This is a genomic window from Komagataeibacter europaeus, assembly GCF_002173515.1.
GTDB classification, from domain to species: Bacteria; Pseudomonadota; Alphaproteobacteria; order Acetobacterales; family Acetobacteraceae; genus Komagataeibacter; species Komagataeibacter europaeus.
This window is the reverse complement of sequence record NZ_CP021467.1, coordinates 1,680,432-1,693,826: the sequence shown is the minus strand read 5'-3', so window position 1 is coordinate 1,693,826 and position 13,395 is coordinate 1,680,432. Positions and strand designations below refer to the sequence as shown.

Genomic DNA, 13,395 nt, shown 5'->3' with positions numbered 1-13,395 from the left:
CAGCCCCATGCCAGTTTGTAGGCGCAATGTCAAACACCGGGGCATGCGCCGGCAGGCCGATCATGCCGATCTGTGATTGACTTTGCCACCCGGAATACGGAATTGGAGGACGTATGAAAACCGATCACGTCCAATCTTCCGTCCGCGCGCTGACGGTCCATGCCCCGCGCGCGCCCCTTTCCGGTTCGCTCCAGGTGCCGGGTGACAAATCGATCAGCCACCGTTCGCTGATGTTCGCGGCCCTTGCGCGTGGCACGACCCACATCACCGGCCTGCTGGAAGGGGAGGACGTGCTGCGCACCGCCGATGCGATGCGCGCGCTGGGCGCGGACATCACCCGCACGGGAACCGGGAACTGGACGGTGCAGGGATGCGGGCTGGATGGACTGCATGAACCGGCGGACGTGCTGGACATGGGCAATTCGGGCACGGCGGCGCGGCTGCTGTCGGGCATTCTGGCCAGCCATGGCTTCACATCCGTCATGACAGGGGACGCCAGCCTGCGCGGTCGCCCGATGAAGCGGGTGATGGACCCGCTGGCGGCTACCGGCGCGGTGTTCCTGTCGCGCCAGGGCGGTCGCCTGCCACTGGCCATACAGGGCAACGCCAACCCGCCCCCGCTGTCGTACCGCCTGCCGGTGGCGTCGGCACAGGTGAAGTCGGCCGTGCTGCTGGCCGGCCTGAACGCGGTGGGGGAGACCCGGGTGGAAGAACCCGTGGCAACCCGTGACCATACCGAAAACATGCTGCGTCATTTCGGCGCCACCGTGCGCGTCGAACCCATGGGGGCCGGTGGCCGGGTCATTACCCTGCAGGGGCGGCCCGAACTGGTGGCGCGTGACATCGTGGTGCCGGGCGATCCGTCATCGGCGGCGTTCATCCTGGCGGCGGCCCTGCTGGTGCCGGGATCGAAGGTCAGCGTGCGCGGCGTGGGGCTGAACCCGCTGCGCACCGGCCTGTTCACGTCGCTGAAGGAAATGGGCGCGGATCTGGTCATCAGCAACGAGCGCGTGGAAGGCGGCGAGCCTGTGGGCGACATCACCGCCACCGCCGGTGCGCTGCATGGCGTGGACGTGCCCGCCACCCGCGCGCCGTCCATGATTGACGAATATCCCGTCCTTGCGGTGGTCGCGGCCCACGCCGCCGGTCAGTCCCGCTTTCGCGGGCTGGAGGAACTGCGCGTGAAGGAAAGCGATCGCCTGTCCGCCACCGTCGCCCTGCTGGAAGCCAACGGCGTGAAGGTCGAGGTCGTAGGCGATGACATGATCGTGCACGGCACGGGCGGGGCGATTCCCGGCGGCGGCTTGGTCCAGACCCGCATGGACCACCGGTTGGCCATGAGCGCGATCGTGATGGGCCTTGCCGCCCGGAAGCCGGTCTGTGTGGATGATACCGCGTTCATCGACACCAGCTTCCCCGGTTTCATCACGCTCATGAACAGCATTGGCGCCGGGCTGCCGGCATGACCCGGCGGCTGGTCATAGCGGTTGACGGACCCGCGGCTGCGGGCAAGGGCACGCTGGCGAAGCGGCTGGCGCAGGCCCTCGACCTGCCTTACCTCGATACGGGGCTGCTGTATCGCGCGACGGGGCGGCGCATGATCGACGCGGGCCATGACCCGGCGCAGGGGGAAGCGCAGGAATTCGCCGCCAGTGTCGGGCTGGAGGATCTCAGCCGTACCGACCTGCGCGTGCCCGAAGTTGATCGCGCGGCCAGCCTTGTCGCGGCGCAGCCTGCCGTGCGCCGCGTTCTGGTTGACGTGCAGCGCCGTTTTGCAGGCGAACATGGCGCGGTGCTGGACGGGCGCGATATCGGGACGGTCATCTTCCCCGATGCATCGGTCAAACTGTTCATTACCGCGTCACCGCGCACGCGCGCCACGCGCCGGTGGGAACAGCTGGCGACCGATCCCCACGCACCCGACCGCGAGGACCAGATCACCCGGGTCGAGCGTGAGATCGAAGCACGCGACATGGCCGATTCCAGCCGTGCCGTCGCTCCCCTGCGTGCCGCCGGGGACGCCGTGCGCATCGAGACCGATGGCCTGAGCGCGGATGAGGTGCTGGCCGAAGCCCTGCGGATCGTGGCGCGCATGACGCGCTAGGGTGATTTTGTGCGGGAACCCGGCCCCATATTGCGGGTTTTTATTGACATGCGCCGCCCATAGGGTGTCTGTGCTGAACGGTATATGCCCCACGCGCCCGCGTGGCGCGGGGCATGGCGTCAATTTTGGCCGTCAGGCGAGCCGCGACCGTGTCGTGGCGTATCCGCCGGGCAAGTCGTTCCCATTGTCCCATTCCATGCGGGCAGGCGGGGCGCAGGATTGTCCCTTATCCACCCCACGGGGTGGAACAGGGTTACAGGATTTACGAGTAGCTCATGGCTTCAGCCACAACACAGCCCGTCGCCGACCATAAGGGTGGCGAGGACTTTGCCGCCCTTCTTGAGGAAACCCTTGGTCGCGACTCCGCATTTGACGGTTCCGTTGTCACCGGCCGCGTTGTCCGCCTGACGGATGAATACGCGATCGTCGATGTCGGCCTGAAAAGCGAAGGGCGCGTCGCCCTGAAGGAATTCGGCCCGCCGGGTGTAACCCCCGATGTCAAGCCGGGCGACGTTATCGAACTGTTTGTCGAGCGGTACGAAGACCGTGACGGGTCCATCGTCCTGTCGCGCGAGAAGGCCCGCCGCGAGGAAGCCTGGTCGAACCTTGAAAAGGCGTTCGAAAACAACCAGCGCGTCAACGGCACCATCTATGGCCGCGTCAAGGGTGGCTTCACCGTTGACCTGGGTGGCGCGATGGCGTTCCTGCCCGGCAGCCAGGTGGACATCCGCCCCGTGCGCGACGTTACCCCGCTGATGGGCGTGCCCCAGCCGTTCCAGATCCTGAAGATGGATCGTGCGCGTGGAAACATCGTCGTCTCGCGTCGTGCGGTTCTGGAAGAGACCCGTGCGGAACAGCGCAGCGAGCTGATCCAGGGCCTGAAGGAAGGCATGATCCTTGATGGCGTGGTCAAGAACATCACCGATTACGGTGCGTTCGTGGACCTCGGCGGCGTCGATGGCCTGCTGCATGTGACCGATATCGCATGGAAGCGCATCAACCACCCGTCCGAAGCCCTGCAGATCGGTCAGCCGGTCCGCGTGCAGGTCATCCGCTTCAACCCCGACACGCAGCGTATTTCGCTGGGCATGAAGCAGCTTGAAGCTGACCCGTGGGAAAACGTGGCGATCAAGTACCCGCCGGGTGCCCGCTACACCGGTCGTGTCACGAACATCACCGACTACGGTGCATTCGTGGAGCTGGAGCCGGGCGTCGAGGGTCTGGTGCACGTGTCCGAAATGTCCTGGACGAAGAAGAACGTCCATCCGGGCAAGATCGTCGCCACTTCGCAGGAAGTCGATGTGATGGTTCTGGATGTGGACAGCGCGAAGCGCCGCATCTCGCTGGGCCTGAAGCAGGTGCAGCGCAACCCGTGGGAGCAGTTCGCCGAGGAACACAAGGTTGGTTCCGTGGTGGAAGGCGAGATCCGCAACATCACCGAATTCGGCCTGTTCATCGGCCTGTCCGCGGACATCGACGGCATGGTTCACATGTCCGACCTGTCCTGGGACGAGCCGGGCGAAGTCGCCATGAGCCATTACGAAAAGGGCCAGGTCGTAAAGGCCAAGGTTCTGGATGTGGACGTGGAGAAGGAGCGTATCTCGCTGGGCATCAAGCAGCTGCAGGAAGATCCTGCTGCTGACACGCTGAGCAAGGTGCAGAAGGGTGCGATCGTGACCTGCATTGTCACCGCTGTTCAGTCGAACGGCATCGAAGTGAAGGTTGACGACGTCCTGACCGGCTTCATCCGCCGTGCGGAACTGGCCCGTGACAAGGCCGACCAGCGTCCGGAGCGTTTCGCCGTTGGTGAACGCGTCGATGCGAAGGTCGTGTCGGTTGACCGCGCAGCCCGCAAGCTGGCCCTGACCATCCGCGGCCGTGAGGTCGAGGAAGACAAGCAGGCGATCTCCGACTACGGTTCGTCCGATAGCGGGGCTTCGCTGGGTGACATTCTGGGTGCCGCGATCCGTCGCCGTAACGCCGAGAGCTGATCCCGTCCGTATGACCCGGCCTGCCTTGGCAGGTCGGGCGATACGTCGGGAAAGGGGCGATGCAGGAATGCATCGCCCCTTTTTGTATGGGTGTGGGTATTATTGGGCGCATGTTACAGGGACTGATGCCCCTGTATGAGAAAGCAGGAAGATAAAATCCCGCTATCCATGCACGGAACACAATGCAAGAGGCTGTCTGAAAAGCCAGACCTGGCAACATCATGCAAATGATAAAGAAGTTTTTGGTGAAGGTTTTTTCAAAAAGCTTCGAAAAACGCTGTCTTTTCAGGACATGGTAATACTCAGGAACTTTTAATTAAATTTCTAGGCCATCTCTAAAGCGGTCCATGCAAGTAATGCTGATATAGATCGAATTTATATATTTTCTTTAATAATATATCTCGCCGCCGCAATTATCAATTCATGACAATTCCCGGAAGACCCCAGAAACATCTTTATAATTTGCACGATATTGCAAAAATTGGCTGTGCAATATGGAATTGCGTTCTGGAGGAATGGCCGGGTTTTCCGTTGTTATGGAAACGGTGCCCTTCGATATTTCTTAACTATTGAAAATAAGATTGTGCAGGGGCTGGCAGATGCCAGCCCCGTAAAGCCATCAGGGCGCTGTCGCCGGTCCCTTGATGATTTCTGCAAGATCGGCGGGCCGTATCCACTTACGGAATGCATCGCGTATGGCCGTGGCGTCCAGCGTGTAATAGGCCTGGGCTGCGATATCATTCTGGTTCAGCGGCAGGCCCAGGTCACTGAAATGCAGGTAACCCGCCGCAATGGTGTCCAGACTGGCGGATTGCAGGGCCAGGCCACGCAGCATGCCCGCGCGGGCCATGGCCAGTTCGTCTTCGCTGACTGGCTGTGCCTGCATTGCCATGATGTCATGGATGGCCGCATCACGTGCCGCCGCGACCTTGTCGGGATCCGCACCAAAGGAAATGCTGTAGGCGCTGCGGTGGCGCTTCCATGTCAGGTGGCTGCGTACGGTATAGACGTAGCCACTCCGAACCCGCAGGTCACGGTACAGGCGGGACGAAAAACCCGACCCAAGGATTTCGTTGCCAAGGTTCAGCGCGAAATGTTCCGGGTTGGCGACATTCAGTGACAGGCTTTCGGGCAGGGAAACCGTGGCCTGCGTACTGGATGGATCGGGCACCTTCATCACGCTGGTATGGCTGTCGGGACGGGGGGGCAGGTCAACCACAGGCATCGGCCCGCTGGCGCGCCATGCGCCAAATGTGCGTGAAACCGCGCGATAGGCGGCGGCGGGCGTAATATCGCCGGTAATGACAATGGTGGTCAGGTCCGGCCTGTAGGCCGCTTTCCAGAACGCGCGGCAGTCCGCCAGCGTCAGTTTCATCACCTCGTCCGGTTGCGCCTGCCGCAGCGACGGGTCGCCCGCGGGTGACACCGCGCCCTGCATCGCGCGCTGGAACAGGTATTCGGGCGAATGCAGCAGACCGGACAGGGATGCGGCCGTATTGGCGCGCACCACCTTGAACCCCTGTTCGGGCAGGGCGGGGTGCAGTTCATTTTCCGCCAGCAGTTCCAGCCCCCGGTCAAAATCGGGCGTCAGCACGTTCAGGCTGAAATCGGCGCCGGCATTTTCGCTGGCGGCAATATCGTCAAACGCTTTCTGCAACCCGACCCGGTCATGCGTCGTGCTGCCGTAATTGAACAGTTCATTCGTAATATCGGCAATGCCCTCCTTGCCCGGTGGTTCCTGCATGTCCTCATTCTGGCGGATGGTGCCGTACAGGTTGATGGTATGGCTGACGGAAGCCGGGCGCACGATCAGATGCAGGCCATTGGGCAGGGTGTACCGGGCAGGCTGGACCGATGCCTCGGGCGGTCGCAGCGCCAGCAGGCTGTCATTGGCCCAGCGCGGCAGGGCCACGAGGTGGTCGGGTGTGCTGGCAAAGGATTCCGCGCCACCAAATCCCTTGTCGGCCACCGGGTGCCCGCCATCGCGCGGGGTCAGGATGGCCGTGATGGACTGCTGCGGGTCCAGCACCGTGCGCGCCAGGCGATTGACGTCTTCCGGTGTGACTGCGGCAAAGGCGGCGGCTTCATCATCGGGGGACTGCAGGCCCATGATGGCCTGTGCTTCCGACCAGCTTTCGGCAAGGCCGGAAATGCTGTTGGCGGCAAAGCCCAGCTGCGCCAGTTCCTTGCGCCTCGCCGCATCGACCAGATCGGACGGTACGCCGTTTTCCCGCAGGTTGCGCAGGATGTCCTGCATGCGCGCCTGAAGCGGGGCGGGGTTGCTCCCCTTGGGGAAGGCCGCGATGGCAATGCCGATCCCGGCATCCGCCTTGGTCACGAAATCGAAGCTGGACAGCAGCGCGCGTCCCTGCGGCACAAGATCATATAACGCGCCACGCTGGCTGCTCAGCACATCGGACAGGATACGCGCGGTGGCGTAATCCCGGCTGTTCTGTCCCGGCATGCGGCTGGCAATGGCGACAAGGCCCACGGGGTAATCAGTCGGGAACTGCAGGGTCTGGGCATGCACGGGGCCGGGGTGGATCTGCGGGCGTGCGGGCAGCTTGCGCGACGGAATCGGGCCGAAGGTGTCACGTACCATCGCCAGCGTGCGGGCTGCATCCACATCACCCGTTATGACCAGAATGGCATTGTTGGGCGCATACCACTGCCGGTAGAACCGGCGCAGCAGGGCCGTATCCGTTCTGTCAAAGGACGGGCGGCTGCCCAGTGCATCATGTTCATAGGGCGTGCCGGCAAACAGGATCGACTGCAGGCGCGCCAGATAGACATAACCGGGGCTGGACAGATCGCGTGAGACTTCCTGCTCGATCGCGCCACGTTCATGCGTCCAGTCTCCGGCGGCAAGCGTCAGGCCCTTCATGCGCATGGCTTCGATACGCAGCAGGACGTCAAGGTTGTCCGCAGGCGCGGTATAGAAGAACTGTGTTACGTTTTCCGTCGTGTCCGCATTGTAATCGCCCCCCAGCCGCGCGCCGATGGCGGCCATCTGGTCACGGTCCAGCCCCTTGCTGCCACGGAACATCATGTGTTCCAATGCATGCGCCGTGCCGGGAAAGCCTGCGGGCGCCGCAGCCGAACCCACCAGGTAATTGATTTCGGTGCTGACAACCGGGGCCAGGCGGTCGGGCACGATCACGACGCGCAACCCGTTGGGCAGCGTGGCCTGCAACGGGGCTTCAGGCTGGGCAACGGTGGGCGCAGATGCCGCGGCGTGGGCCGCAGGCGGTACCAGGCAACTGCCACATAGCAGGAGGGAGAGGCATAATGTTTTGGAAAACAGGCGTGCTATCATATCCCCAGATTACGCTGCTTTACCCATGGCGACCAGTTCATGCAGCCCCTACCTGTCATAACGGCCCGTTATAAAGGATCAGACCATGTCCCGTGTTCCGGTGGAGAAAGTCCACATGCGTGAACGTATCCGCCATGTCATGGATACGGCCGTGGAAACGTCCCGGCTGGTCGGTGCCGTGGTCATGGTGGCCGTGGATGGCGAGGTCGTGGTGGCGGAAGCCGCAGGCCAGGCCGATCGGGAGGGCGGCATTCCCATGCAGGCCGATGCCCTGTTCCGCCTTGCTTCCCTGACCAAGCCGGTCGTGACCGCCGTGGCGCTGGCCATGGTGGAGGAAGGACTGCTGGACCTGCATGCCCCGGTCACGCGTTACCTGCCGCATTTTCGTCCCGCCCTGCCCGATGGGGGCGCGTGCGAGATCACGCTGCACCAGCTGCTGACCCATACCAGCGGCCTGACCTATGGATTCGCTTTCCCGCGCGATGACAATCCCTATACCCGCGCCGGGGTCTCCGACGGGATTGCGGAACCGGGACTGTCGCTGGCGGACAACCTTGTCCGGCTGGCATCAACCCGGCTGATCTTCGCGCCGGGGCAGGGATGGGCCTATTCGCTGGGGCTGGATGTAATGGGCGGCGTGATTGAAAAGGCATCCGGCCTGTCGCTGCCTGCTGCGGTGCGGCGTCATGTCGGCGCGCCGCTGGGCTGGCGCGACAGTGGCTTCATGCTGACGCCATTGCAGTCCCCCGCCGCCTGCTATGCCGATGCCAGGCCCGTACCCATCCGCATGGGGGCGGAATACGCCATGCCGCGCCTGCTGCCCGGTGGCGGGGTGGGGGAAATCCGTTTTGCGCCCGACCGCATCCGCAACCCCGGTTCCTATCCATCCGGCGGTGCGGGCATGGTGGGGACGGCTGCGGAATTCCTTGCATTCCTGGAAGCCGTGCGCATTGGTGGCGAAGGCATGCTGTCGCCCGCATCCGCCATGCTGTTTGGCCGGAACGCCATTGGAGACATTGATATGGGGCCGCTGGCGCGCGGGCGGCGCTTCGGTTATGGGGCCGCGGTCATAGCGGACCCGTCGCTTGCACGCACGCCACTCAGCCCCGGCAGTTTTACATGGGGGGGCGTGTACGGGCATCAATGGGCGGTGGACCGCGCGCGCGGCATGAGCATTGTCATGCTCAGCAATACCGCGCTGGCGGGCATGGCGGGGGCGTATCCTGACGCGGTCGTCGCCGCCGCCTGTGGTGCATGACGGGACATGCGCCCGCATTACGACGGATATGAGGATACTGGGAACTGTCATGTCATTTGGTGATCGCGTCAACCAGTTTGACGCCTGGCTGCTGGACCGGGTTTTCCAGCCTTTTGCCGACGCCCTGCCCGAACGCCTGACGGCCATGGAAATGGGCATGAGCTTTCAGGTCGGGTCCATCGTCCTGTCGGCCGCGTCCATTTCCGCCCTGCTGGTGCTGGAGGGCATGACGCTGGATAACCTGATCGCCAACGTGCTCGGCTGGTTTTTCGAAGTGGTCTTCTATATCGGCATCCACCGTATGCGCAGGCTGGTAAAGCCGGGGTACCAGAATCCGCTGCGCGTCATGCTGGCGGGCATGCGGCCCATTTCCATCCCGTTTGCGGCCTATGCCTTCTATCAGGCGGTTACGGCGGACCGGGCGTATGAACTTGCCCTGTGGTTCAATTCCCTGTCGCAGCTTGTATTCGTTGCCGGGATCTACCTGATTTCATGCAACGTGCCACCACCGGGGCACCGGGCACGGCAGACGTCCTTCGGGCGTGGGCCGCTGCCCAACGAAATCGGCTGACCGCCATGCCGGGCGTTGGTCAGAAACTGCAAGAAGTTTCTGGTGAAGCTTTTTTCAAGAAGCTTCAGGGAACGCCGTCTTTCTGAAAAAAGGCGGCACCCAAGAAGCTTTTATTTTTATCAGTGGTTTTCAGGGCGTGTTTTTCAGAAATCCACGCACCGTCCCTTGACCGTCCAGTCACCATAACGGGTCGGTTCCGGCCCCTTCGGGCCACCGACTTCATCCGCCTCGGCAGGCTGTTTCAGCAGCGCGGCTTCCTTGGCCGCTTCGTCCTGCGCCGTATCGGCGGCAGGGGCGGGGGAGGAGGTCTTGTCCTTGCTCATGCCGTCAGTGTCCGCCCAACGCCCCGGAACTGACAAGCCCAAAACGCCCCTGTGGGTGCCGGGGTAGCGCGTTATTGATGTTCGGACTGCGCGATGCGCTGCTGCACCGTCATCCGCCATGGGGCGTTCGCGGGGGCCGCGTCCAGCGCACGACGGTACAGGTCCGCCGTCTCGGGGGAGATATGGCCGCCATCGGCCATCATCTGCGCTTCGGCCGCGCGGGCGGCGACTTCGGGGTCGAAGCGCTGTTCTATGGCGCTGCGCCATGCCTGCGCTGCGGCGGCGTAATGGTCGCGCCCGGCTTCGGCCTGACCCAGCAGCACGTAGCCCTGGAACAGGCTGGGATCACCGGCGGGGATCTGTTTCAACTGGTCGCGCAGCCGGTCGATGATCGCGTCATTGCGGTGTTCCTCATGCTGCAGCGCCACAAGGCGCGGGGCCAGCGGCTGCGCCGGAAGCGACGGATGCCCGACCGTAAGGTACAGTCCGATGGCGGCGACAGGCAGCGCAACCAGGGCCGCGGTAATGACGCCCGTAGAGGAACCCTTGCCCGCGACGAAAGCAGGCAGCATGTCGGTGCCCAGCACCCGGCGCTGGATTTCCAGCCGCGCGCTGTCATGTTCGGACGGCGCGATCATGCCTTCGACCAGATCGCGTTCCAGTTCCGCAAGCTGCGCCTGATGCAGGACAAGGGCCGTCTCGCGCTCATCCCGTAGCAGGGTCGTGCGACGGAACGAGATCAGCGCGGGCAGCAGTGCGATCACGCCAAGCAGGCAGATACCAATCCAGATCATAAGACTCTCAGCGTGTTTCGGTCAGGTCGGACAGACGGCGGCGTTCCGCGTCCGTCAGGGGCGTGGGCGTTGCCGTGCGGGGCCTGCGGAATGTCCACCACGCCACCCCGACGCCAATGCACAGCGCCAGCAGCGGCATGACCCACAGCAGCAGCGTGCCGATGGTCAGCGGCGGCCTGAGGCGGATGAAATTGCCATAGCGGTTGACCATCCAGTCCATGATCTGCCGGTTGCTTTCGCCCTTGGCCACGTGTTCACGCACGACATGGCGCAGGTCACGGGCCAGGTCGGCGCTGCTGTCCTCGATCGATTCGTTCTGGCACACAAGGCAGCGCAACTGGGACCCGATCGCCTCGGCGCGCTGTTCCTGCGCCGGGTCGGGCAGCATTTCCGATGGGTCATCCACCGCCATCGCCACGAACGGGGCAAACAGCAGGCAGGCCAGCAGGGCAATCACGCCATAACGGCGCAGGGGGTGTGTTTTCATGACTTCAGGCTGTCCGCCAGCGGCATGATCGTATTGGTGATCATGGTTTCGGTAATGGGCGAGGCCGTATGCCAGCGGATTACGCCACCCGGCCCGATCAGGAAGGTTTCCGGTACGCCGGACACGCCCCAGTCGATCGCAGCCAGACCATCGCGGTCAGCAGCGATGCGGGCGTAGGGATTGCCCGCGCGCTGCACGAAGCCCAGCGCGTGTTCAGGCTTGTCCTTATACGCAATGCCCCAGATCGGCAGGCGTTCCTTCAGTGCGTTCAGCACCGGCATTTCGGCAACGCATGGAATGCACCAGGATGCAAAATAGTTCACCAGCACCGGGGATTTCAGCGCACGAAGGTCCCGTGCCGAAAAGCCCTGTCCCGGCGCCTGGTCCGGCAGTGCGAAATCCGGCACGGGGCGGTTCAGCGCCGGGGCATGGATGTCATGCGGATCGAATGATCCCTTTGTCATGCCCGACAGCATGCGCCAGAACCCCACGCCCACCCCGCCAGCCACAACCAGCGGGGCCGCCATCAGCAGGCGGCGACGGGTGGGGGAAGAAGGCTGGCCGCTCATTGCACCACCACTACGTCAACCGTTTTCGCCCGGCGGGGCGCGCCAACGCGCACGCGCCGGTCGGACAGCGACAGCGCGCCGCCAAAGGCCATGATCAGCCCACCCAGCCACATCCATGGCGCCAGCGGGTTGTAATGCAGGCGCAGCACATAGGTCGGATTGGCGTCATCACCATGCCTGTCACCCAGCACGCCGTAAATATCGGCCAGCAGGTTGGTGTGGATCGCCACTTCCGTCGTGGTCTGGTGCTGGCTGGCGAATGTGCGCTTGGAAGGGTGCAGCGTGGTGATCAGGCGGCCGTTATGGCGGACCTCGATGGTGGCGACCAGCGCGCTGTAGTTCGGGCCTTCCGCCGGGTGCACGTCGGTCAGGGTCCAGCTGTCACCGGCCAGCATCTCGCTCTCGCCCACATGCACTTCCACAATCCGGTGGGCGGCCTGTGACATCCCGGCAATGCCCAGCACGACAATCCCGACACCGGCATGGGCAAGTGCCGCGCCAAACACCGCGCGCGGCAGGCTGCGCGCGCGCTGCCAGCTTTGCGCCAGTGGCTGGCGGAACAGGCGCAGGCGTTCGGCAACATCGGCAATGCTGGAACAGATCACCCAGACCGCCGTCGCCGTGGCCAGCACCGCCAGGATGTCACGCATCCGGAAGGTTGCGACAACCAGCGCCACCAGCGCCACGCAGGCCGCCCACCACAGGCGGCGCAGCACCGGCCACATCTGTGCCCGTTTCCACGGCACCATTGGGCCAAAGCCCATGAACACCATGAGCGGTATGGCCAGCGGGATGGTGGTCGCGTCAAAGAACGGCTTGCCGACCGAAATCGTCTTGCCGAACAGAAGCGACATGAACGGCGGATACATCGTGCCCGTCAGCACCACCGCGCAGATCGAGCACAGCAGGATGTTGTTCAGGACCAGCAGCCCCTCACGCGATACGGGCGAAAACAGGCCGCCGGTGGTCAACTGCGGGGCGCGGATGGCGAACAGCAGCAGCGACCCGCCAATGACGAGTGCCAGCAGGCCAAGGATGAACACGCCGCGCGCCGGGTCATTGGCGAAGGCATGCACGGAATTGAGGATACCCGAACGCACAAGGAACGTGCCGGACAGCGAGAAGGAGAACGTGCCGATCGCCAGCAGCACGGTCCAGATCTTCAGCGCCTCGCGCTTTTCCACCACGATGGCCGAATGCACCAGCGCCGTGCCCGTCAGCCACGGGATCAGCGATGCGTTTTCCACCGGATCCCAGAACCAGTAGCCACCCCAGCCCAGCACGTAGTACGACCACCACGACCCCATGGCGATGCCACAGGTCAGGAAGCACCATGCCGCGACCGCCCACGGGCGCACCCACCGGCCCCATGCCGCATCCACGCGCCCTTCGATCAGGGCGGCGATGGCAAAGGCGAAGGGCACGGCAAAACCGACATAGCCGGTGTAGAGAATGGGCGGATGGAACGCCAGGCCGGGATCCTGCAGCAGCGGGTTCATGCCCTGCCCATCCAGCGGGGCCGGCCACACGCGCGCGAACGGGTTGGACGTGGTCAGGCAGAACAGCTCGAACCCTGCCGCGACGCCACCCAGCACCGCGATCACGCGCGCCTGCAGGGCGGACGGCAGGTTGCGGCCAAACAGGGCCACCGCGCCACCGCATATGGACAGGATCATCGCCCATAGCAGGACCGACCCCTCATGGTTTCCCCATACGCCGGTGATCTTGTACAGCAGCGGCTTGCTGACCGCGCTGTTGGCGGCCACGTTCTGCACGGAAAAGTCATTGGTGATGGCAGCGTGGATCAGGCACGCAAAGGCGGTGATCAGCGCGATCATCTGCCCCACCGCCAGCGCCGGGGCCAACGCCATCAGGCGCGCATCACGCCGGTTGGCCCCGATCAGGGGCAGGATGGCCTGTCCGGCGGCCATGCAGCATGCCAGCGCCAGCGCAAAATTTCCAAGTTCCGGGTTCATTGTCGG

The 13,395-nt window shown here is 63.9% G+C and carries 11 protein-coding genes; 5 read left to right on the top strand and 6 right to left on the bottom strand.

Annotated features, from left to right (window positions below; genetic code table 11):
• The first annotated feature begins 113 nt into the window (after positions 1-113).
• The 3 genes from aroA to rpsA all read left to right on the top strand — a co-directional run bounded on the left by aroA (position 114) and on the right by rpsA (position 4,095).
• Positions 114-1,466 carry a 3-phosphoshikimate 1-carboxyvinyltransferase gene (gene aroA / locus S101446_RS07820; protein ID WP_048851334.1) on the top strand — a complete coding sequence of 451 codons (1,353 nt, stop codon included), beginning with the start codon at positions 114-116 and terminating at the stop codon, positions 1,464-1,466.
• Entirely contained in the window at positions 1,463-2,104 is a 642-nt protein-coding gene (gene cmk, locus S101446_RS07815) for a (d)CMP kinase (RefSeq protein ID WP_010506810.1), read from the top strand. Before aroA ends, cmk begins: the two co-directional genes overlap by 4 nt.
• 275 nt (positions 2,105-2,379) lie before the next feature.
• Positions 2,380-4,095: a 30S ribosomal protein S1 gene (rpsA, locus tag S101446_RS07810; protein ID WP_010506809.1), complete on the top strand. Its 1,716-nt coding sequence runs from the start codon at positions 2,380-2,382 to the stop codon at positions 4,093-4,095.
• Between the two features lie 619 nt (positions 4,096-4,714).
• On the opposite strand, the gene S101446_RS07805 is transcribed toward rpsA, so the two are convergent.
• Positions 4,715-7,411 (bottom strand): M16 family metallopeptidase, encoded by a 2,697-nt coding sequence (locus S101446_RS07805; RefSeq protein ID WP_244184579.1) that lies wholly within the window; start codon positions 7,409-7,411, stop codon positions 4,715-4,717.
• A gap of 85 nt (positions 7,412-7,496) precedes the next feature.
• Between S101446_RS07805 and S101446_RS07800 the strand changes: the two genes are divergently transcribed.
• Complete coding sequence (locus S101446_RS07800; RefSeq protein WP_087608037.1) at positions 7,497-8,669, top strand: serine hydrolase domain-containing protein; 1,173 nt, start codon at positions 7,497-7,499, stop codon at positions 8,667-8,669.
• 49 nt (positions 8,670-8,718) lie between these two features.
• Complete coding sequence (locus tag S101446_RS07795; protein ID WP_010506802.1) at positions 8,719-9,240, top strand: hypothetical protein; 522 nt, start codon at positions 8,719-8,721, stop codon at positions 9,238-9,240.
• 143 nt (positions 9,241-9,383) lie between these two features.
• On the opposite strand, the gene S101446_RS07790 is transcribed toward S101446_RS07795, so the two are convergent.
• From S101446_RS07790 to S101446_RS07770, 5 genes are all read right to left on the bottom strand, one after another.
• The gene (locus tag S101446_RS07790; RefSeq protein WP_087608036.1) at positions 9,384-9,563 is read right to left on the bottom strand and encodes a DUF1674 domain-containing protein; all 180 of its coding nucleotides are present in this window, start codon (positions 9,561-9,563) and stop codon (positions 9,384-9,386) included.
• Positions 9,564-9,634: 71 nt separating this feature from the next.
• Positions 9,635-10,357: a c-type cytochrome biogenesis protein CcmI gene (gene ccmI, locus S101446_RS07785; RefSeq protein WP_010506799.1), complete on the bottom strand. Its 723-nt coding sequence runs from the start codon at positions 10,355-10,357 to the stop codon at positions 9,635-9,637.
• A 7-nt stretch (positions 10,358-10,364) separates the two neighbouring features.
• On the bottom strand, positions 10,365-10,844 hold the full coding sequence (locus S101446_RS07780) for a cytochrome c-type biogenesis protein (protein ID WP_087608035.1): 480 nt from the start codon (positions 10,842-10,844) through the stop codon (positions 10,365-10,367).
• A complete protein-coding gene (locus tag S101446_RS07775; RefSeq protein ID WP_087608034.1) occupies positions 10,841-11,413 on the bottom strand; it encodes a DsbE family thiol:disulfide interchange protein in 573 nt (190 codons plus the stop codon). Before S101446_RS07775 ends, S101446_RS07780 begins: the two co-directional genes overlap by 4 nt.
• Complete coding sequence (locus tag S101446_RS07770; protein ID WP_019090443.1) at positions 11,410-13,389, bottom strand: heme lyase CcmF/NrfE family subunit; 1,980 nt, start codon at positions 13,387-13,389, stop codon at positions 11,410-11,412. The genes S101446_RS07775 and S101446_RS07770 overlap by 4 nt, the downstream gene beginning before the upstream one ends.
• Positions 13,390-13,395 lie beyond the last annotated feature (6 nt).